General features: G+C 69.5%; 19 protein-coding genes and 3 pseudogenes. 13 read left to right on the top strand and 9 right to left on the bottom strand.

What is annotated here, in order from left to right:
- Nucleotides 1-89 precede the first annotated feature (89 nt).
- Nucleotides 90-818 (top strand): Clp protease N-terminal domain-containing protein, encoded by a 729-nt coding sequence (locus tag ACWDKQ_RS23445; protein ID WP_450140897.1) that lies wholly within the window; start codon nt 90-92, stop codon nt 816-818.
- An 86-nt stretch (nt 819-904) separates the two neighbouring features.
- Nucleotides 905-1,363, top strand: coding sequence for a GreA/GreB family elongation factor (locus ACWDKQ_RS23450; RefSeq protein ID WP_450140898.1), 459 nt, complete (start codon nt 905-907; stop codon nt 1,361-1,363).
- 129 nt (nt 1,364-1,492) lie between these two features.
- Here the strand turns inward: ACWDKQ_RS23450 and ACWDKQ_RS23455 are convergent, their stop codons facing one another.
- Entirely contained in the window at nt 1,493-4,930 is a 3,438-nt protein-coding gene (locus tag ACWDKQ_RS23455; protein ID WP_450140899.1) for an indolepyruvate ferredoxin oxidoreductase family protein, read from the bottom strand.
- A 161-nt stretch (nt 4,931-5,091) separates the two neighbouring features.
- Between ACWDKQ_RS23455 and ACWDKQ_RS23460 the strand changes: the two genes are divergently transcribed.
- Together ACWDKQ_RS23460 and ACWDKQ_RS23465 are read left to right on the top strand one after the other, a co-directional pair.
- Nucleotides 5,092-5,541, top strand: a complete 450-nt coding sequence (locus ACWDKQ_RS23460; RefSeq protein WP_450140900.1) for an Lrp/AsnC family transcriptional regulator — start codon at nt 5,092-5,094, stop codon at nt 5,539-5,541.
- Between the two features lie 52 nt (nt 5,542-5,593).
- Complete coding sequence (locus ACWDKQ_RS23465; RefSeq protein ID WP_450140901.1) at nt 5,594-6,109, top strand: hypothetical protein; 516 nt, start codon at nt 5,594-5,596, stop codon at nt 6,107-6,109.
- 8 nt (nt 6,110-6,117) lie between these two features.
- Here ACWDKQ_RS23465 and ACWDKQ_RS23470 read toward each other — a convergent pair whose 3' ends face one another.
- Nucleotides 6,118-6,360: a hypothetical protein gene (locus ACWDKQ_RS23470; protein ID WP_450140902.1), complete on the bottom strand. Its 243-nt coding sequence runs from the start codon at nt 6,358-6,360 to the stop codon at nt 6,118-6,120.
- 206 nt (nt 6,361-6,566) lie between these two features.
- Nucleotides 6,567-8,102, bottom strand: a complete 1,536-nt coding sequence (locus ACWDKQ_RS23475; protein ID WP_450140903.1) for a UxaA family hydrolase — start codon at nt 8,100-8,102, stop codon at nt 6,567-6,569.
- Nucleotides 8,103-8,361: 259 nt separating this feature from the next.
- Between ACWDKQ_RS23475 and ACWDKQ_RS23480 the strand changes: the two genes are divergently transcribed.
- Nucleotides 8,362-8,811 carry a DUF3048 C-terminal domain-containing protein gene (locus ACWDKQ_RS23480; protein ID WP_450140904.1) on the top strand — a complete coding sequence of 150 codons (450 nt, stop codon included), beginning with the start codon at nt 8,362-8,364 and terminating at the stop codon, nt 8,809-8,811.
- A gap of 50 nt (nt 8,812-8,861) precedes the next feature.
- Here ACWDKQ_RS23480 and ACWDKQ_RS23485 read toward each other — a convergent pair whose 3' ends face one another.
- Entirely contained in the window at nt 8,862-9,320 is a 459-nt protein-coding gene (locus tag ACWDKQ_RS23485) for an endonuclease/exonuclease/phosphatase family protein (RefSeq protein ID WP_450140905.1), read from the bottom strand.
- Nucleotides 9,321-9,336: 16 nt separating this feature from the next.
- Between ACWDKQ_RS23485 and mshB the strand changes: the two genes are divergently transcribed.
- The gene (mshB, locus tag ACWDKQ_RS23490) at nt 9,337-10,161 is read left to right on the top strand and encodes an N-acetyl-1-D-myo-inositol-2-amino-2-deoxy-alpha-D-glucopyranoside deacetylase (protein WP_450140926.1); all 825 of its coding nucleotides are present in this window, start codon (nt 9,337-9,339) and stop codon (nt 10,159-10,161) included.
- An 8-nt stretch (nt 10,162-10,169) separates the two neighbouring features.
- Here mshB and ACWDKQ_RS23495 read toward each other — a convergent pair whose 3' ends face one another.
- Together ACWDKQ_RS23495 and ACWDKQ_RS23500 are read right to left on the bottom strand one after the other, a co-directional pair.
- Nucleotides 10,170-10,880: a maleylpyruvate isomerase family mycothiol-dependent enzyme gene (locus ACWDKQ_RS23495; RefSeq protein WP_450140927.1), complete on the bottom strand. Its 711-nt coding sequence runs from the start codon at nt 10,878-10,880 to the stop codon at nt 10,170-10,172.
- Nucleotides 10,881-10,992: 112 nt separating this feature from the next.
- Nucleotides 10,993-11,618, bottom strand: a pseudogene (locus ACWDKQ_RS23500) (GntR family transcriptional regulator); the annotation flags it as partial.
- A 26-nt stretch (nt 11,619-11,644) separates the two neighbouring features.
- On the opposite strand from ACWDKQ_RS23500, the gene ACWDKQ_RS23505 reads away from it, so the two are divergent.
- The 4 genes and pseudogenes from ACWDKQ_RS23505 (at nt 11,645) to ACWDKQ_RS23520 (ending at nt 14,208) form a co-directional block, all read left to right on the top strand.
- The gene (locus tag ACWDKQ_RS23505) at nt 11,645-12,058 is read left to right on the top strand and encodes a 5-oxoprolinase subunit B family protein (protein WP_450140906.1); all 414 of its coding nucleotides are present in this window, start codon (nt 11,645-11,647) and stop codon (nt 12,056-12,058) included.
- Nucleotides 12,055-12,927 (top strand): annotated as a pseudogene (locus ACWDKQ_RS23510) (5-oxoprolinase subunit C family protein). Before ACWDKQ_RS23505 ends, ACWDKQ_RS23510 begins: the two are co-directional and overlap by 4 nt.
- 163 nt (nt 12,928-13,090) lie before the next feature.
- Nucleotides 13,091-13,225, top strand: a pseudogene (locus tag ACWDKQ_RS23515) (DUF1445 domain-containing protein); the annotation flags it as partial.
- A 515-nt stretch (nt 13,226-13,740) separates the two neighbouring features.
- Nucleotides 13,741-14,208, top strand: coding sequence for a hypothetical protein (locus ACWDKQ_RS23520; RefSeq protein ID WP_450140907.1), 468 nt, complete (start codon nt 13,741-13,743; stop codon nt 14,206-14,208).
- Between the two features lie 331 nt (nt 14,209-14,539).
- Here ACWDKQ_RS23520 and ACWDKQ_RS23525 read toward each other — a convergent pair whose 3' ends face one another.
- On the bottom strand, nt 14,540-14,923 hold the full coding sequence (locus ACWDKQ_RS23525) for a hypothetical protein (protein WP_450140908.1): 384 nt from the start codon (nt 14,921-14,923) through the stop codon (nt 14,540-14,542).
- 323 nt (nt 14,924-15,246) lie between these two features.
- Between ACWDKQ_RS23525 and ACWDKQ_RS23530 the strand changes: the two genes are divergently transcribed.
- Nucleotides 15,247-15,993: an IclR family transcriptional regulator gene (locus tag ACWDKQ_RS23530; RefSeq protein ID WP_450140909.1), complete on the top strand. Its 747-nt coding sequence runs from the start codon at nt 15,247-15,249 to the stop codon at nt 15,991-15,993.
- A gap of 146 nt (nt 15,994-16,139) precedes the next feature.
- On the top strand, nt 16,140-17,195 hold the full coding sequence (locus tag ACWDKQ_RS23535; RefSeq protein WP_450140910.1) for a saccharopine dehydrogenase family protein: 1,056 nt from the start codon (nt 16,140-16,142) through the stop codon (nt 17,193-17,195).
- A gap of 213 nt (nt 17,196-17,408) precedes the next feature.
- Here the strand turns inward: ACWDKQ_RS23535 and ACWDKQ_RS23540 are convergent, their stop codons facing one another.
- On the bottom strand, nt 17,409-17,969 hold the full coding sequence (locus ACWDKQ_RS23540) for a VOC family protein (protein WP_450140911.1): 561 nt from the start codon (nt 17,967-17,969) through the stop codon (nt 17,409-17,411).
- A 109-nt stretch (nt 17,970-18,078) separates the two neighbouring features.
- Here ACWDKQ_RS23540 and ACWDKQ_RS23545 point away from each other — a divergent pair, with 109 nt between their 5' ends.
- Complete coding sequence (locus tag ACWDKQ_RS23545; protein ID WP_450140912.1) at nt 18,079-18,573, top strand: N-acetyltransferase family protein; 495 nt, start codon at nt 18,079-18,081, stop codon at nt 18,571-18,573.
- Nucleotides 18,574-18,864: 291 nt separating this feature from the next.
- Here the strand turns inward: ACWDKQ_RS23545 and ACWDKQ_RS23550 are convergent, their stop codons facing one another.
- On the bottom strand, nt 18,865-20,124 hold the full coding sequence (locus ACWDKQ_RS23550) for a TIGR02679 family protein (protein WP_450140913.1): 1,260 nt from the start codon (nt 20,122-20,124) through the stop codon (nt 18,865-18,867).
- Nucleotides 20,125-20,240: the final 116 nt, after the last annotated feature.

Genomic DNA, 20,240 nt, shown 5'->3' on the forward strand with positions numbered 1-20,240 from the left:
CGGTAAGCCGTATGCGGGAAAACCGCACGTACGGATTGAAAGGGGGATGGGGAACCGGGTCCTTCGGGACACCGCGCCCCTGACTACCAATGGCTGATTCAGTTGAGTTCTCCGGTCAGGTTCGGCTCGACGACCTGATCCAGTCCATCAAGAAGGCGCACGGCGACGCCCTCGACCAGCTCACCGACGCCGTCATCGCGGCCGAGCACCTCGGGGAGGTCGCGGACCACCTGATCGGGCACTTCGTCGACCAGGCCCGGCGTTCGGGCGCTTCCTGGACCGAGATCGGGAAGAGCATGGGCGTCTCGAAGCAGGCCGCGCAGAAGCGGTTCGTGCCGAAGGGCGACGCAGCGGGTTTCGACCCCAGCCAGGGGTTCGGCCGGTTCACCCCTCGGGCCCGCAATGTCGTGGTGCTGGCGCAGAACGCGGCGCGCGAGGCGGGCAACGCCGAGATCCTGCCCGAGCACTTGGCGCTGGGTCTGCTCGGCGAGCCCGATGGGATCGCGGCGAAGGTGATCGTCGCGCAAGGTGTGACGCTGGAGGTCGTCCGGGAGGCCGTGACCGCCGCGCTCCCGTCAGCGGCCGACGAGGCGCCGCAGATCATCCCGTTCGACGGGTCGGCGCGGAAGGTGCTGGAGCTCACCTTCCGGGAGGCGCTGCGGCTCGGGCACAACTACATCGGCACCGAGCACATCCTGCTCGCGCTGCTGGAAAACGAGGACGGCAACGGTGTCCTCTCCGGGCTCGGTATCGACAAGGCCGCCGCCGAGGCCAACATCGCCGCCTTGCTCGCCGCTGTCGTGAAGATGAAGAAATGATTCACCGGCCCAGCCGCCGGTTTCGTGCCGACCCAGCTCGGGCATCAGTTCGGTAGGCGGTCGTCTACGGGCGGAAGGATCGAGTCATGGGTGGCGAGGAATCGGCGGTGGGTCGGGCTCGGTTGACCGAGGAGATCCGCACGTTGCGCGCGCGACGGCAGCAGCTGGTCGACGAGTTGAGGCGCAGCGACGACCCTGGGGACCGCGGCGACGCCGCGCAGGAGTTGCAGGGCGGCGATGAGCTCGTCGCGATCGACGACCGCATCGCCGAGCTGGAGGGACTGATGGCCGGTGGGCAGCCCGACTTCGAGGGACTGGAGCCCGGTACCGAAGTGAGCTTGCGGCTGCCCGACGGCACGACGCAGGACTTCCGGGTGGTGGCCATCCCGGAGGAGATCCCACCGGGCGCGGAGGACACCTCGCTGACCTCCGACAGCCCGCTGGGGCTGGCGCTGGCCGGCAGTCGCGCGGGGGAGACGGTCGATTTCCCGAGCCCGGAAGGCAAAACCCGGGTCGAGGTGGTCAGCATCCGGCCGCCGAGCTGACCTGCTCCACGACTCGCCATTGTGGACAGTCCTAGGTGGGCTTCCGGCACCGCAGTGGCGCGTCCGATGCGCTGGGCAGCGCCACTGCGGAATTGGGGGAGTCTCCCGCCGGGCGGGAGACTCCCCTTCTCACGATGCGGCGCCTACCGGCTTGGCCTCCAGCGACTTCATCAGTTGCGACTGGCGTTCGCGGTAGGCCGCGACGTTCGCGAGCTTGATCTCCTCGTAGCCGCGGACCATGTCCGGAAGCTCCGCGAGTTCCAGGAGCGCCGGGTGGTCCGGCGTTGCCAGCGCCGCCGCGATCATCTTCCGGTACTCGTCGATCAGTTCTCGCTCGACGCGGCGGACCTTGGCGTAGCCGAACGGGTCCAGGCGGGTGCCGCGGACCTTCCGAGCCGCGCGCAGCAGGCGCAGCACGTGGCGGAACCAGGGGCCGAGGCTGATCTTCCGGTTCATGCCGAGCGCGCGCAGCACCGGTGGGTGCAGCCGGAAGGCGAACCGGGAGCCAGCGCCGAACTGGGCAACGATGTCGGCCAGCAGCTTCTCGTCGAGCGAGAGCCGGGCGACCTCGTACTCGTCCTTGTAGGCCATTAGCTTGTAGAGGTTGCGTGCCACCGCTTCGGTCACCGAAGCGACTCCGCGCCCACGCACCTCCTCGACGAACTCCGCGTACGTCCGCGCGTAGTCCTCGTCGTGGTAGTCGATGAGGTCCGGAATCCGGATGTCCAGCAGCCGCGCCAGTTCCGAGCCCTCCGCGGCCTTGACCAGCCCCCGTACCCGGCGCGCCGCGGTGCTGGGCTCGCGGGGCTTCGCCGGCGGCGGAGTGATCTCGGCCTGCAGCGCGTCGGGGTCCGCGATCGCCTGGCGGCCGCGGCGGAACGCCTGGATGTTGGCCGCCACCGCAGTTCCGTTCAGCTCGATCGCCCGCTCGATGCACTCCGCCGACAGCTGCAGCGAACCGGCCTGGTACGCCGCGCCGAGCTGCAGGATGTTGGCGAACTGGTCGTCGTCGAACAGCTTCTCGGCAAGACCGCGCGCATCCAGGTAGAACGCCCGCGCGGTCGCGTCGTCGAGGGCGGACCGGATGCCCGACTGCACCGGGAACGAGACGGCGGTGTCCACGACCATCCGGCCGGTCGGAACCTCGGTGGTGGACACCACCGCCGTCGTCCGGCCGGCGTCAGCCGCAGCGAGGTGCACCGGGTCGGCCGCCACCAGCAGGTCGCAACCCAGGTACAGGTCGCATTCGCCGGCGGCCAGTTTTGGCGCCTGCGCAACGGGTTGCGCGGTGATCTTGAGGTCGGAGACGACCGCGCCGCCCTTCTGCGCGAGGCCGATCTGGTCGAGCGTGCGGACCTGCCGACCGTCGATCACCGCCGCCGTCGCGAGGATCTGCGTGACGGTGACGACGCCGGTGCCGCCGATGCCGGTGATACGGACGGTGAAGTCGCCCGCGCCGTGCTCCGGCTCAGGCAGCTCGCCGGCGCTGACCTCGCGGATCTCGCGGCGGGCCGTGCGGCCGCTGGGCACCACGGTCAAAAACGACGGGCAGTCGCCCGCCAGGCAGGAGTAGTCGACGTTGCACGAGGACTGGTGGATCTGCGTCTTGCGGCCGAACTCGGTGGCGACGGGCTGCACGGACAGGCAGTTGGACTTGGCGCCGCAATCCCCGCAGCCCTCACAAACCCGCTCGTTGATCAGCACCTTCTGCGCCGGTGTGGGCTGCTTGCCCCGGCGGCGCTTGCGGCGCTTCTCGGCCGCGCATTCCTGGTCGTGGACGATCACCGTGACCCCGGGTACGGTGGCCAGTTCTTCCTGTGCGCGCAGCAGGTCATCGCGATGCCGGATCTCGACTCCCCGGGGAAGCTTGCCGCTCAACCGCTTAGGCGCGTCGCTGGTGACGATGACCTTGGCGACACCTTCCAGTAGCAGCATTTCCGCCAGCCGCGCCAGTGGGAGCGCGCCCACCGCGTCCTGGCCTCCGGTCATCGCCACCGTGGAGTTGTGCAGCAGCTTGTAGGTGATGTTGACCCCGGCGGCGACCGCCGCGCGCACGGCGAGGCTGCCGGAGTGCGTGAAGGTGCCGTCGCCGATGTTCTGCACGAAGTGCTCGGTGCCGACGAACGGCGACATACCGATCCACTGGGTGCCCTCGCCGCCCATCTGCGTGATGCCCACGACGTCGCCGACCTGGTCGGCGTCCATGAACAGCGCCATCGTGTGGCAGCCGATCCCGGCACCCACCACGGTGCCTTCCGGCACCTTCGTCGACGAGTTGTGCGGGCAGCCCGAGCAGAAGTACGGCGTGCGTGCCAGCAGCGGCACGGCGATGCGTTCGCGACGGCGGCGCTGCCGCCAGGCGTTGATCGGCTCCACCTCGCCGTGCGCGGTCAGGCGCCCGGCCAGGCCCTTGGCGATGCGGTCCGGGTCGAGCTCGCCGAGTTCGGTGAACAGGGTGCCGCCGTCCGGTCCCTTCTTGCCGTGGACGGCCGGGGCGTCTGGGCGACCGTAGAGAATCTCCTTGATCGCCGTTTCGAGGAACGAGCGCTTTTCCTCGACCACCACGATCTCGCTCAAACCGGTCGCGAAGTCCCGGATGAGCTGCGGGTCGAGCGGATAGATCGCGCCGAGCTTGAGCAGCCGGATCCCGTACCGGGCCAGCCCCGCGTCGTCGACGCCGAGCGCGCGCAGCGCCTGCCGGATGTCCAAATAGGATTTCCCGGCCGCCGCGATGCCGATCCAGTCCGCCGGGCCTGAGCGCACCACCTGGTTCACGCCACTGCGCCGGAGGTACTCGACCGCCAGCGGCAGGCGGAGGTTGTGCAGGCTGTGCTCCAACCCGGCGAGCTCGGCGCCGAGCAGGCGCGCGCTGGGGCGGTGCGAGTACGGCTTCAACTCGGCCGGGATCTCGGGGGCGCTCCAGGTCGGCGCCACGACCGCTGTCCCGGCCGCGTCCGCCACGTTGGCGACTATCTTCAGCGACGTCCACAACCCGCTGGCCCGCGACAGCTCCACCGCGTGCAGACCGAAATCGAGCAGGTCCTGCGAGTCCGCCGGGAAGAACACCGGCATCGCCAGGTCCGCGAGCGCCGCCTCCGAGGCCGCCGGAACCGTCGAGGACTTCGCGTTCGGGTCGTCGCCGACGAGCGCGACCGCGCCGCCGCGCGGGCTCGCCCCCGCGAGGTTGGCGTGGCGCAGAGCGTCGCTGGCCCGGTCCAGGCCCGGCGCCTTGCCGTACCAGACGCCCACCACCCCGTCGGGGCGCTGCGTGCCGAGGCCTTCGGTGAGCTGGCTGCCCATCACCGACGTCGCGGCCAGCTCCTCGTTCAGGCCCGGCCGGTGGACCACGTCGTGGTCGGCGAGCAGCTTCGATCGGCGGGCCAGCTCCAGGTCGAACCCGGCCAGCGGCGAGCCCTCGTAACCGGAGACGAACGCCGCGGTGCGGTGCCCGGCGCGGCGGTCGTGGCGGATCCGGTCGAACAGCAGCCGCACCAGGGCCTGCACCCCGGTCACGTAGACGGTGCCCGATTCCTGGAGGTAGCGGTCGTCCAGGGTGAAGGCGGCCATGTCGAACTCCTTGTGTCGCAGGCCCGCAGGCCGTGATCGACGCCACTTCAACCGAAGGCGGGCGTTGTGCACAACACCGCGACCCGAAACGGTGGTCAGCACGCAAACTTCGGCCGCCCAGCGGCTTTTGCGCGCCCGAATTTTGCGTACCATCGCTGCCCATGGCCGAAGCGACGCTCGATGCGACAGATCACGAAATCCTTGGGCTGCTGCGCGAGGACGCGCGGCGGACGCTGTCGGACATCGCGACCCGGGTGACGCTGTCGACGGCGGCCGTGAAGCGGCGGATCGACCGGCTGCAGGAGCTCGGGGTGATCCTTGGCTACACCGTGCAGGTCGATCACGCGAAGCTCGGTTGGGGCGTGGAAGCGTTCATCGAGCTGCGGTTCCTGGGCACCAGCGGCGTGGACGAGATCATCCAGACGACGACCCGGATGCCCGAGGCGCAGGCGGTGTTCACCATCGCGGGCGACCCCGACGCGCTGGTGTGGCTGCGCGTCCGCGACATGGCGCACCTGCAGCGCACCATCGACGAGATCCGCCGCAGCCACCGGGTCACCAGCACCAAGACCCTGATCGCGCTCGACTCCTGGCAACGCGGCCGCCGCTGAAGACTGTTCCCAGGCTCGTCCTGGCGTGGCGGTGCGGGCAACGGAACCTCAGATGCCGCCTGGACTCCGGGATCCCCGGCTTATGTATGTCCGCCGCAACCGGTTTCCGCCGCGGGCGGCGAGGCGCCCAGCTCGCGATCGGTGGGCGGGTCAGATCGTGGTGGGTGGCGCCGTAGGTGTCCTCGCCGAGGGTCCGTTCGGCGAGGCTAAATCGGAGTTCGTCGCGGTTGTGGCGACCGGCCTGGCGGAGCAGCTGGTCCAGGCGCTGTTGTACGTCGTCGAAGCTGGCGTGCAAGCAGATGTGCCGGCGTTGCCCGTCGAACAGCGGGATGCGCGTGCCTTCGCCGTCCACCACGAGCACCCACACCGCCGCCGCGGCCCGGTCGACGTTCATCCGGGCGCGGACCTCGGTGGTGCTGCCAGGCGCGGCGCCGAGATGCTCGACGACCTCGGTCTACGACGCGGCCAGCCCGAGGCGGCAGAGTTGCCGCGTCACCTGGAAATCCGATGCGCGGCAGTTCTTCCGCGAGAGCGGGGAGAAACGTCCGCCGCCGCCAGCCCGCGATGAGCTCACGTTCATCGGTCGCGGTCCAGTACCGTCGTTCCTCGGCGGCGTAGTTCCGCAGCACGACGGCACGCCAGTCGTAGTCGGGTTCTTCGGCGAGCTTCGCGCGCAACCAGCTTTTCCCGAGCCCGCGCGCCGCGCACGGCATCGCCCGGGACCAGGTACTTGAGCTTGCCTTCGACCGCACCGACACTGCGCTGCAATTCCGCGGCGATGTCCGCCAGCTCGCCGCTGTGCCGCAACGCGTCGATCACTGGGCGTAGTCGCTGTCGAGCCAGTACTGCTGCTCGCGCCCGCCCGACTGCGGTAATTCGAAGCTAGCCGCCGCGAAGCGCGTCGAGTAAGGCTCAACAGTGCGACGAGATATCGCTGATCAGCCGGTTCGACGGGGTCTTGAGTATTTCGGGCGCTGCTATGGCGACCCAACGGACTCACGACCCCGGACATGCGAAACCGCTGGTCACATGACCGTGCCGAGGTGCCACGGGACGAATTCCTCTTCGCCGTAGCCGAGGTCTTCGCTCTTGGTGTGCTCGCCGGATGCCACCCGCAAGACGTGCTCGAAGATCTGCTCACCGAGGGCCTCGACGGTGGTCTCGCCGTCGATGATGCTGCCAGCGTTGATGTCCATGTCCTCGCTCATGTGCTCGTACAGCGGGGTGTTGGTGGCGAGCTTGAGGCTGGGCACGGGGGAGCAGCCGAATGCCGATCCTCGACCTGTGGTGAAGCAGACGACGTTGGCGCCGCCCGCCACGATGCCGGTCACCGACACCGGGTCGTAGCCGGGCGTGTCCATGAACACGAAGCCCTTGCTGGTGACGGGGGCGGCGTAGTCGACGACGTCGCGCAGCGTGGTGGTGCCGCCCTTCGCGACCGCGCCGAGCGACTTCTCCAGGATCGTCGTCAGCCCGCCGGCCTTGTTGCCGGGAGAGGGGTTGTTGTCCATCGAGCCGCCGTTCTTGGCGGTGTAGTCCTGCCACCAGGAGATCTTGTCCAGGAGCCTCTCGCCGACCTCGCGGGTGGCGGCGCGGCGGGCGAGCATGTGCTCGGTGCCGTAGATCTCGGGCGTTTCGCCGACGATCCCGGTGCCGCCGTGGACGACGAGCCGGTCGACCGCGGCGCCAAGCGCTGGGTTGGCGCTGATGCCGGAGTAGGAGTCAGAACCGCCGCAGTTGGTGCCGAGGATGAGCTCGCTGGCCGGGACGGTGGTGCGCTCGGCCTGGTTGACCTCGGGCAACAGTTCGGTGAGCCGGCCGACCCCGGCGCGGACGGTCTTGGTGGTGCCGCCGAGTTCCTGGATGGTGGCGGTGACCACCGGCAGCCCGCTGCGCAGCTGCACGTCTTCGGTGAGCTTGACAATCTGGTTGTCCTCGCAGCCGAGGCCGAGAACGAGGAATCCGGCGAAGTTCGGGTGCGTCAGGTAGCCGCGCATGACGCGACGCAGCACGTCGATGCCCTCGCCGTCGGGCGCCATGCCGCAGCCGGTGCCGTGGGTGAGCGCGACGACGCCGTCCACGTTGGGGAATTCCTCAAGCACGCCGGAGAACCGCATCTGCTGGGCGATCAGCTTTGCGGCGGTCGCCGAGCAGTTGACGCTGGTAAGCACGCCGAGGTAGTTGCGGGTGCCGACCTTGCCGTCGGAGCGGACGTAGCCCTGGAAGATGGCGCGCTGGTCGGCGGGCAGGAGCCGCTCGGGCCGCGCGTCGACGGCGAACTCGTAAGCGCGCTCGAACTCGCGGTACTCCAGGTTGTGCAGGTGGATGTGCTCGCCTGCGGCGATGTCCCGGCCGGCGAAGCCGATCACCTGCCCGTACCGGCGCACCTCGCTCCCCACGGCGATGTCGTGGACCGCCACCTTGTGCCCGCGCGGCACGTCCGCGCGCAGCGCCACGCAGCGATCGCCGATCCTTGCCTCGGTGCCTGCGCCCAGATCGACGCCGGCGATGGCGACATCGTCCTCGTCGCGCAGGTGGATGAGGGTCGGAATGTTCGACATGCCCGCTCCGTGTCTGATATTTCGAACAACGGTTGATATACCGTATTTGTGGCTCGTGGTCGGTGTCAACGTCCCCGGAGCCGGTCCGGGACGAAATGCCGGATCTGCGCCTGACCTCCAGCGCACTTTGGACGCTGGAGCAGGAGACCCCGGAAGCTGGGAGGCGCTGCACTCGTCGACGAGAGGCCGCAGCGCATCGCCGTCGGCGACCGACAGCGGTCGCCTCGCCGCGAGCACGGTCGTGTTGTAGGAAGTCCCGGTGTCGGGTTCGCCGTTCCAGGACGTGGTGGGCAACATGTCGCCGTTCGCCGAGACCGTGGGGGGCGGTCGTGCGGTGGTGCTGCGCGAGGGCCTGTCGTTCGAGGCTCGCTGGTCCCGCCCGGCTCCCGAGGTCGGCACCGCCTACACCACGCCGGCCGGCGAGCCGATCCCGTTCGCTCCCGGGCAGGTCTGGATCGTGCTGAATCCGCTCAGACCCGGGAGCGCTTCTGGCTTTAGAGGTTACTTTTGGATGTGGTGGTGCCGGGCTGTGTTTGGGCGAGCCGGTGCTGTCGAAGCGGTGAAACGGCGTGACGGTTGTGTGGCTGGGGCGATTTCGCGCGAGACCCGGCACGACTGCCGTAGGGCCACCGTTCACTGGGCTGCGGAACGAATTTCGAACATCATGCATAGCAACCAAAAACACCACGAGTGTGTTCTTCATCTTTGAAACGCTGGAGGCGCTTGGCCCGCCCTCGAAGCTTGCGCTGCCGCGGAACCTCAAACGTCGCCCGAGGTTCCGCTACCCGCACCGCCACGCGAAACGAGGTTGGAAACAGTCCCTGCAGAGCAGGCGAGCTCGAGCAGCGCGTGGACCGGCAGGTAGTCGGACGGGAAGTAGCCGTCCTTGCGGTAGGTGTCGGTCGCCGCCTTCAGCACCCGGATGCGACCGTTGTGCAGCAGCCAGTCGATCCGCTTGCCCTCGACCGGCTTGTTGTAGCCGGCGAAGGTGCCCCACGCGGGAGTGAGCCGCTCGGCGGTGGTCGCCCAGCTGTCGGCCAGGCCGCCGCCGGTCAGGATCCGGTACGACTCCGACGCCTCTGCCGCGGTGTTGAAGTCGCCGGCACGGGAGTGGTTGACCGCTAGGCGAACATTGCCGGAATTTCGCAACGGGCCGGATGTGACCTGGTCGGCGGAGGCGGCCGGGTGTCGGTGCCTGTGGCTAGGCTCGGTTCCCATGAGCGATCGTCGCCTGCTGCTGGTTCACGCCCACCCCGATGACGAGTCCACCGCCACCGGCGCCACGATGGCCCGTTACTGCGTGGATGACGCATCGGTGTCGTTGGTGACCTGCACCAGCGGGGAGCTCGGCGAGGTGATCGCCGATGATCTGGCGCACCTGCGCGGAAATCCCGACGCGCTGGGCGAGTATCGGCGCGGGGAGATCCGCGCGGCGCTGGCCGAGTACGGCGACGTCCGGCACCACTGGCTCGGCGGCCCGGGGCGCTGGCGGGACAGCGGCATGGCCGGCGAGGCGGGCAACGGCGTGGACGGGGCCTTCGCGAAGGCCGATCCGGCCGAGGTCACCCGTGCGATGGTCGAGATCCTCCGTGCGGAACGGCCCCACGTGGTGATCACCTACGACGAGTTCGGTGGCTACGGCCACCCGGATCACATCGGTGCGCACCGCGCGGTGATGACCTCCCTTGACCCGGCGGCGGACCCCGGCTACGCGCCGGAACTCGGCGAGCCGTGGCAGGTGCCGAAGGTGTACTGGACGACTCTGCCGCGATCGGTCCTCAAGCGCATCGAGGAGGCGGGTGTCGAGGGCTTCGAGCCGTACACGGTGCCCGACGAGGAGCTGACCGCGATGGTCGACGGCCGCGCCTTCCACGCCGCCAAGATCGCCGCGCTGCGGCACTACCGCAGCCAGGTCGACCTCGATGACGGTGGGTTCTTCGCCCAGATGGTGGCCCGCCCGGAGTTCGCGATGGAGCACTACCTGCTGGTCCGCGGCGATCGAGGCCCCGGAACTGGCCCCCACGACTGGGAATCCGACCTGTTCGCGGGGCTCGCCTGACCGACCGGTCACCGGGCGGGTAGGCGTGGTTCGTCGGGGATGGGCGTGGGGTGCGCGGGCCAGGCCAGGAGGTCCGGGAGCGGGCCGGTCGGGATCTGCTGCGGCGTCCGGCCGGCGAGCCAGGCCGCCAGGTCGCGAGCCCGGCCGCTGATCTCGGCGCCTTCCGCGTCGGCCGGCCACCGGCGCGGGCCGTCGGTCTGCCGCAGCGCGAAGCCGTCCGGCAGCCGAGGTAGCAGGAAATCGACGACGTGGCAAGAGAATTCGCCGCTCCACTCGTGCGGGCCGACGCCCAGGTCGAGGTCCACCAGGTGGATCCAGACCTCCCGCCACCGCATGTGCACGAGTCCGCTCAGATCGCCGTTGCGCAACCGCACCGGCCGTTTCCAGTCGTTGGCCGCAGCCTGGGACCACACCGCTTCCAGGGCGGTCGAGAGCCGGGCGATGGAGTCGCGGTGCTCGTCGGCGCTGCGGCCGGCGAGACCTTCGATGATCGCGTCGCGCTCGGTCTGCCCGCCTTCGTAGGCGTCGACGAGTTCGCCGCGCAACGCGAGCGCGGAGACCCGTGCGAAGGCGCGGGCGTTATCGGCCAGGTGGGCCAGCACGTGGCCCCGGCTCCAGCCGGGGAGCAGCGACGGTTCGGCGACCTGATCGTCGGGCAGCGCGGAAAGCACCTCTAGAAGTCGCCGATGGCCCTGCACAACAGCATTCAACGGAGGCATCACGCGCCAGGATCCTAGACCCACGCCACCCGGTCCCTCCCCGGTATGCCGAATGCGGCGTTTCAATGGAGCCAGCGTGTTGATTTCCATTGAACCATTTTCATCCCGGCTGATCCGCAGCCGCGACGCCTGAAGTTGTGATCAGGTCCGCGATCTCCCGGTTGAGTTCCAGGTGCGGCTCGTGGAACTCCCGGGGCGCGACATCACGTGGAACGCCAGGCGCAGTTCGGCCAGCAGCTGCCGCATCGTCTCGTTCACCCGGGGACTGGCGGCCAGCGCCGCGAGCGCCTCGTGGAAGCGCATGTTCGCGGTGCCGACGTCTCCCCAGCGCTCGTCCTCGGCCGCGCGCTCGCCGTCGGCCACCGCGCCGTCGACGGCCGCCACCAGCTCCTGCGCGGCCCCGCCTGCCCGGCGCACCGCGCTGGTCTCCAGCAGCCGGCGGATGCGGTAGAGGTCGATCACGTCGTCGGCGCTGAGCACCCGGACGAACACGCCGCGGTGGAACTCGTGCACCAGCAGCCGCTCGTGAATTAGCAGCCGGAACGCCTCGCGCAGCGTGTTGCGGGAGACCGCCAACGCCTTGCCCGCGCTTTCCTCGGACAGCCGGGTGCCGGGGGCGAGTGCGCCATCGATGACGCGCTGCCGCAGCACATCGGCGACGCGCTCGACCGTGCTCGTGCCGTCCAGCAGCGCCCGGTCGGCCGTGAGAAGGTTCACCCTCGGATCCGAGGTGGTCAACCAACGCCGCGGCGGTCGAGGCGGAGGTGCGTGCGGTCGAGCCGCGTAACGGCGTACGCGCCAGCGGCGATCTGCTGCAGGTGCCGGTGGTCTACGACGGCGCTGATCTGGCTGAGGTCGCAGAGCTGACCGGGCTGACCGAGCGGGAGGTCGTGCACCGGCGCACGAGGGCGGAGTGGACGGTCGCTTTCGGCGGGTTCGCACCCGGTTTCGGCTACCTCGCCGGCGGAGGGCCGGAGCTGGTGGTGCCGCGCCGCACCGAGTCGCGGACCAAGGTGCCGCCCGGGTCCGTCGGCCTCGCCGGCGCGTTCAGCGGCATCTACCCGCGCGAATCGCCCGGCGTGATCGGGCGCACCGACCTGGAGATCTGGCGGGTCGACCGGGAACCGCCGGCACTGCTGCGACCCGGCGTGCGGGTGCAGTTCCGGGAGGTCGCATGAGCTGCCTGGAAGTCCTCGCCGCTGGTCCGCTGTCGACGATCCAGGACCTGGGTCGGCCGGGCCTGGCCGGGATTGGCGTGGGGCGCTCCGGTGCGGCCGACGGCGGCGCGTTCCGGCTGGCCAACCGGCTGGTCGGCAACGATCAGGGAGCGGCAGCCATCGAGGTCACGCTGGGCGGGCTCGTGGTCCGTGCGACCCGCGACCTCACCGCCGCGGTGACCGGCGCCCCCTGTCCGACCACTGTGGATGGTCGGGTGGTGGCGGTGAACTCGGTGCTGCGGCCGATGCCGAGCTGAGGATGGGCGTGCCCGGCCGCGGACTCCGCAGCTACCTCGCGGTGCGCGGCGGCATCGCCGTGCCGCCGGTGCTCGGTTCTCGAGCCACCGACGTGCTCGCCGGGCTTGGCCCGGACCCGCTGACCCCCGGCGCGCTGCTGCCGGTCGGTCCGGCACCCGCGCGGTTTCCGCTGCTGGACGTGGCCCCGGTGGCGATGTGCGCGGCCGACGAGATCGTGCTGCGCGTGGAGCGCGGACCGCGCCACGACTGGTTCGCCGACGACGCCCTGGCCACCCTGGTCAGCCGTCCCTACGAGGTCACCCCGGACAGTAACCGGATCGGCATGCGGCCGGACGGACCGGCGTTGGAGCGCAGCCGTACCGAGAAACTGCCCAGCGAAGGCATTCGCCGGTGCGCTGCAGGTGCCGCCGTCGGCGCGCCCCACGCTGTTCCTCGCCGACCACCCGGTGACCGGCGGCTACCCGGTGATCGCGGTGGTCACCGCGGCGGACGTGGACAAGGCGGCGCAGGCCAGGCCAGGCCAGCGAATCCGCTTCCGGTTGCGAAACGGCGCCAAAGCTCGTTGCGCATAGCAGGACCTCAGGCGCTGCCCGGTCCGCGGGATCCCCGGTTCGTGCGGTGCGAGTTGCGGGGGCGGCTGAGCGGCTGCGCAGTCGTCAGTAAAAAAGAGCAGATCGGCTTCAACGGCAGAGGCTGGGAGATTTCGATGACGCAGCCGAAAGCGATGTCGCAGGAGCAGGCCCGCGCAGCGTTTACCTGCCCGCTTACACGGTCTACGGGGACGGCGAGCTGGCCGGGGAGCGCGCCGAGGTCACCGACGTGTGGCGGGACGACCTCGTTTCGTTCCTGGTCGGCTGCAGCTCCACCTGGCCTAGCCGCCGCGTTCGAGGCTCACCCTTCTCAGCGGTGCGGGTGGCGCAACCGGGCCTTCTCGACTCCGCAATCCCGCAAGGCACAGCCTGAGGACCCGCGGCGGTGAATGCTGTGTAGGTGGGCTAAGCGGCTTCGCCGCTTGCAGCGGCTCAGGACGACGGCCAGATTTGGCTGACGCGGTGGCTGTTTCGAACGTGGAGCGAAGGCCCAAGAGTCGAAATGCTCCCCGCCCAGGCCTTGGCCGGGGGTCCGTTCCGCTTGGCGGCCGATGCGCCGGTCGCCTCTGCGGCGATTGGCGCGACGCGGCTCCAGCCGAACGGTATTGCGCGAAGACGGTGATTGAGGCCCGGGGACACGGGCGCACTGACCGGATTGTTCAACGGCCGGACCCGAGGCGGTGTTCCGGCTTCCGGTGTGAGTCACGCCTCACTCGACCGAGAAGTCGTCCCGACACGCGTCGGTTCGATGCTTGACTCCCGGGATTCCGCCGCTGCAGCTCTTAGCTTCGAGGCATGGATATCAGCAACGAAGTACGAGTCGGACAACACACCTACGGAGTCACTGCCAAGCGCGAACCGGCCAGTGAGGACCAGCTGGCCACCGTAGCGGTGGCGTTCACCGGAGCGGACGCCGACGGCCGCGTCGTTGCCGAAGGCAACCTGCTGATCGCCGTCGACGGGCTGGGCGACGCGAACGCGTTCCTGGCCCAGACCTTGGACGGGCTGGTCGCGCTGCACGCGCCTTGGACGGCTGGGCGAGGGCGGAGCCGACCACGCCCGCCCAACGCCGGTCGACCGTGGACCGAGCTCGATGGTGAGCGGCTCCGGGAGCGGTGGCTGGGTTCGGTGGGTGAGACCGCGAGCCGATTGATCGGGGAGTTGGCCGAGGAGTTCGGCCGAACTCGCGCAGCGGTCCGCGCACAGCTTCCCCGACTGGGCTGTGACCCGGACGCTCCGGGCCGGGTGCTCGCTGAGGCCTGACCCGCGGCCCGCCGTGGAGATCGGTGGAATGGCGAACCGGACGTTCGCCGGCGCCAAAGAATTGGTTGAACCTGGAATTGTTTCTCGCTCGATGTGCGGTCGCGGGAATTGCCGTTCTGTAGAAATTGGGAGGTGGGTTCGCGGGGGAGAGAAGGCGAGTGGTTCCGATATCGCAGTTGTTTCGCCTGCGCCAGTCGGCAAAAAGAAGGCACCGCCTCGCCGGAGGGCCTCGAGTGCACGCTTTCGGGGAGGTCCGTGCGAGGCGGTGCAGGGAGGATCTGCGGGCTTCTGGCCGGGTGTAGTCCCCGCGGCTGTCCCGTTCAGATCCGGGTCAGCACTTCTCGAAGGTGCTCGTCGGGGAGTGGGCGATTGCGCCGGTGGAGCTGATCGTCTCGGTGTGCACGTTGACCGTCGCGCCGGAGTTGCACGGTGCCTTCGTGGCCAGGTTGATCTCGGTCCCGCTTTGAGCTAGCTCGCCGATCACCTTGGGCGTCGCGTCCTTCTGCTCGACGACGATCCGCACGGTGACCGTCGCGCTGTTCAGGCAACCGGTGCGCCCGCCGGTGGCGGTCAGGGTGTTGCCCGCGCGCGTGGGTTGGTAGGCGAACAGCGCGCACGCGGGGGCGGACTCGGCGGCGACCGCGGGGGCGGCGGGCGCGACCGCGAACGCAGCGAGCGTCAACGCGGCGCTGAACATGACGGGCGAGTGTCGCATTCGGGGCCTTCTTCCGTGTACCGAATTGCTGACGGATACAACGCGGAGTCGATCACCCGCCACGATGGCTGTCAATTTTTAATTGGTCGGAGCGCAGTTTTTCACCCGGGTGAGGCTTGTCATTAGTAGTGGTTCCGAGGATGGAGGTTTGCCGCGCCGGTTTGTCCGGACGCCAGGGGCGGACGATGGATTGGACGCCTTTTTGAACGCGGTTTTCGGCCGGTTCGCGGCGTCCAGGTGATCTCGGGCGGGCAGCCGTCGCGCGTTTTCTGCAATATTTGCAATCTTTCTGTTAATATCGCAGCCCGATCGAGGGGGTGTGGATGTCGAAGACGGTCGCCAAGGCGGTCCACGTGCTCGAATCCCTCGCCGGGGAGCCCAAGACCGTCGCGGAACTGGCGCGCGGGCTCGGGGTGCACGGCTCGACCGCGCTGCGGATGCTGCAGCCGCTGGCCGACGGCGGCCTGATCGCCCGCGGACCGGACGGCCGCTACCGACTCGGGTTCCGGCTGGTCGAGCTCGGCCATCAGGTACTGGAGGAGATGGACCTGCGCGCGGTCGCCCGGCCGCACCTGATCTCGCTCGCGGACGCCACGCGCTCGACGGTGCACCTGGCGCAGTTGGTGGACGACCGGATCGTCTACGTCGACAAGATCGAGGGCGCCGCGTCGATCCGCACGTGGTCGCGGATCGGACGGGCGGTGCCGCTGCACACCGCCGCCGCCAGCAAGGTGATCCTGGCCGCGCTGCCGGCCGACCACCGGGATCGCCTGCTGTCCGCGCACGCCTTTACCCGCTACACCGAGCGCACCATCATCGGCGAAGCCGAGTTCCGAGACCACCTGGCCGAGGTCGCGCGGCTCGGCTACGCCACCGACCAGGCCGAATTCGAGCCGCTGGTGCACTGCATCGGCGTCGGGATCCCGGACGTCACTGGGCAGCTCCTGGCGGCCGTGTCGCTGACGACTGTGCGTGCCGACACCGATCTGCCCGAGCTAGGCAGCCTCCTCGGTCAGGTCCGGCACACGGCCACCGCTATCGCCGTTGCTCTCGGCCACCAGGCGAGTTGAACACCGGTCGGGGTATGCCGGGTCTCAAGGGGACCGGGGCTTTCATGGTTCGCGATGTCGGGTGAACGGAACAACTCGGGGCAACCCATGACCGTTCCCAGCGGTGTTCGTTACCAGGATGTTCGGTGTTACCCGGGAGGATCGCGATGACCTGGATGATCTACGGAGCGAGCGGTTACACCGGTCGGCTGGTCGCAGACCTGGCGCTCGACCGCGGACAGCGGCCGATGCTGGCCGGTCGCGACCCGGCGAAGATCGCGGCCTTCGCCACGCCCAGGGGCCTACCGTACCGGGTCTTCGACCTCGGCGACCCCGACGCGGTCTCCGACGGGCTGCGGGGCGTCGACGTAGTCGCGCACTGCGCCGGTCCGTTTTCCGCGACGTCGGCGCCGATGGTCGAAGGCTGCCTGCGAGCCGGCGCGCACTACCTCGACATCACTGGCGAGATCGACGTTTTCGAGGCGGTTTTCGCTCGTCACGAGGACGCTCGCCGTGCCGGTGTGGTGCTCCTGCCGGGCTCGGGCTTCGACGTGGTGCCCACCGACTGCCTGGCCGCGATGGTCGCAGCCGACCTGCCCACCGCGACCCATCTGGACCTCGCCTTCCACACCAGCGGCGGGATCAGCGGCGGAACGCTGAAGAGCGCGCTGGAGGGCGCCGCGCTCGGCGGCAGGGCGCGCGTGGACGGCGAGGTGCGCACCGTGCCGCTGGCGTGGCGTCGGCGTGAGGTCCCGTTCCCGTCCGGGCCGCGACGGGTCACCTCGCTGCCCTGGGGTGATGTCAGCACGGCCTACCGCAGCACCGGGATCGGCAACATCACCACCTTCGCCCACCTACCCGGACTTGACCGGACCGGCCGTCGTTCGACCCGGTTGTCGCAGGTCGTGATGGGGTCGCATGTCGTGCAGCGGTTCGGGAAGGCGGTGATCGGCGCGGTCGTGCGCGGCCCCGGTCGGGCCACCCGCTCGCGCAGCTGGGTCGAGGTCTACGCGGAGGCGACGGCACCGGACCGCACGAGCGTGACGGCGGCCCTGATCGGCCCGGACACCTACGACCTCACGGCGGACGCGGTGCTCCGGGCGGTCCACTCCCTGAGCGCGGAACCCCCGGCGCCCGGTGCTCACACCCCGTCCACGGCGTTCGGCGCGGACTTCGTCCGCCGCCTCCACGGGGTCAAGATCATCGAACCGGCCCGCCGCTGACACCATCCACAATGCACGAAGCTGGCACCACGAGGGAACCTGCGGCACGGAGCGAGGCATCAGTTTGCCCAGGACTAGCGAGGAGACCCGAGAATGGCGCATGCATGTTCTGGCGGAACCGGCATGCTTTACAGCTCGCTGGCGCAATGTGGAATCGGAACATCCACTGTGGAGTCCTGCGCCGGCGCGAGGGCTAGCCGAGGCCCCGAGGGTTTACTCCACGAGGACGCGGAGCATGCCTTGCGGTCCGGACTCGCTCTCCAGGAACTCCAGGAACGGCCCTTCGCCGGACGGCGGGCGCAGCGACGCGAACTCGCAACGTTCGCCCGCCAGTTCCATACCGGTCGCCGTCGCCATGGTCCGGGCATCCGAGCGCGGGTCCGACGTGTCGATCGCGACTGCGGCGACCGGCCCGGTGTCGACGTACACCTTGCGGGGTTCCAGCACGCACAGCTCGTTGCCCTCGACGTCGGCCATCACCACCCACGGCACGTCGCTGCTCTGGTCGATGTCGGCGAACCGGGCACCGGCGTTGAACAACCGCTCCACGATCCTGTTCTGGTCGTCGTGCGACTCGCTGCGCAGATCCAGGTGCACGCCGTTCTTCCGGGTCTTGGCGCGGGCGCTCGCGACGAACCGCAGCGGCACCCCGGGGCCGGTCGGCTGAACGACGGTCCCGGTGCGCGTGTCGAGGTGCCATCCGAGCACGTCGGCCCACCACCGCGCGAGCCTCTCCGGCTCCTGCGCCGAGAACTCCACGACGACCGATGCCATGCCGCGAAAGTACGGGCACCCCACCGGTGCGCACAACTTCGCCTCGGCACCCGCGTGATCGTAAAACGGGTGGCGAACTGCCCAGCGGTCGTCGTGTAGCTTCCGGCCCATGCGGATTCGCGTGGCCTGCCGGGACGACTGGCCGGAGATCTGGCCGTTCATGCGGGAGATCGTGGCTGTGGGGGAGACGTTCTCCTGGGATCGCGACATCGACGAGCAGCTGGCCAGGCAGCGTTGGTTCCCGGCCCGGCCGGGCCGCACGGTCGTAGCCGTCGACGATGGCGGTCGGGTGCTGGGCACGGCGGTGTCGGGCCCGAATCACGAGGGCCCGGCGGCGCACGTCGCGACGGCCAGCTTCATGGTCGCCCCGGACAGCTCGGGGCGCGGCGTGGGCCGAGCGCTGGGACGCCACGTCTTGGACCAAGCGCGAGCGGACGGCTTCCGGGCGATGCAGTTCAACGCGGTCGTCGAGACCAACGTCCGAGCGGTGGCCCTGTGGCGCTCGCTTGGCATGCAGATCGCGACGACCCTCCCGGAAGCGTTCCACCACCCGACCCGCGGCTACGTCGGCCTGCATGTCATGTACCAACGTTTCAGCAGTTAGCGTGCCGTGAGTAGCCTGTTCGAGGCTCGTTTTGCGTGGCGGTGCAGGTACGGGACCACAGACGCACTCTGGGCTGGGAGGTCCCCGATTTGTGCATGACCAATACGGGGCTTCGGGGACTGGCCTCGCCAAGATCCCCGGCTGGGGAGAGCACGGTCTGAGAATCCGCGGTGGTGCAAACTCACTTGGGTGGGCTAAGCGCGGACTAAGCGGAGGCGCCGCTTCACAGGCGCAAGATCAAAAACGCATCTTTGGCATCAAGAAAGGCTTACGGGTCCTGACCTGCCGCGTTCAGGTGTTAAGCCCGGTGCGGAGGTCAGTCAGGAGGGTGAGGAGGACCGTTTCCTCTTCGATGGCTCTGGCCGCCGTGGCCATCAGCTCCGCCAGTTGGGGGTCCCAGGGGGTTTCGAGCGGGGTGCCGACGAGGTTCGGCAGGTCGGTGCGGGTTGCCGCGGCCCTGTCGAGGGCTTCGCGGTAGTCGGCGGCGGACATGCGCCATGGATGCGCGTTGTGGTGCGTTAAGAGGGATCGGGTGATGCCGATGCCGGGCCAGTCAAAATCGCCGTGGTAGTGCAGCGTGGCACCGCAGTCGGTGAGGCGCTGCAGCAGCGTCACGGCAACCGTTGTGGGATGGCCGGACACGCACACCACGGGGTGCGCGATGCGTTCTTCCACCGCCGATTCGAGGACTCGTGGGTTCTCGCACACGGCGATCACCGTGCCCGCCTCGACAAGCGCGGACGGGGCGACGCGCAGGTCGAGGTGGGTCAGGTGCGTCGGTAGACCCAGTGCGGTGCGCTGCCGGACGCCATGCGACCAGTCGTCCGAGCCGATCAGCGGCAAGGCCCAGCACAGAATGGTCGCGGACACGGCATCGAGCGTGACGCCGCAGCGCTCCCACAAGGCCCGACGCTGGCGTTCGTTGCCTGGTGTCTCGACCCCGTGCGCCAGCGCCGCGGCCTTGAGCACAACCCGGCTCAACGCCGTGCCGTTGTCGAGCTGATGCGCTCCGCTAACACTCGCCGCGAGCTTGCTACGCGACGTCCACGCCTCCGGCGGGTCCGCCAGCGCTAGCGCGCTCAGAGCCTTCGCCGCGCGCCGCGCGACGTCCGGGAGTTCGTCGTCGCCGACTCGCCCGTACTGCTGGAGCCACTGCGTCCACGGCTCCGCCCATGCGGCCGTCGCCAGTCCTCGCTCAGCCAGCGCCGCTCGCAGCGTCCCAGCGGTCCGCTCGCGCCGTTCGTCCCGCGCCGCGGTTTCGCGCCGCGCCAACGGCCGCTCGTGCAGGATCTCCAGAACTTCCGCCAGCCCCAATGCGAACCGGCTGCGCTGGACCGCTTCGTCCAATTTGGACACACTGATCCGCGTACCCTGACCCCACATCGGACGGCCGTAGAGCTCGCCGACGGCTCGCTGGGTCTCGGCATCGGGCAGCTCCAACCGGAACGTCGCCGGGGGCTTCGCGGCCTCCAGCGCGTCCCGTGCCTGCGCCCACAAACCGCGCAGCGGCTCAACGCCCCACACGGCACGGACGTCGTCCTCAACACCCACGTCAGATCGCCCCATTCACTCAGAAGTGTGCAGTGTGAAGGGCACGCTCTACCAACGCAGTTGGCAAAAGGTGCCGTTCACCTCGCCTGGACCGGGGTGAGGAACACCCTTGCGCG

This window comes from Saccharopolyspora sp. NPDC000995, assembly GCF_053599315.1.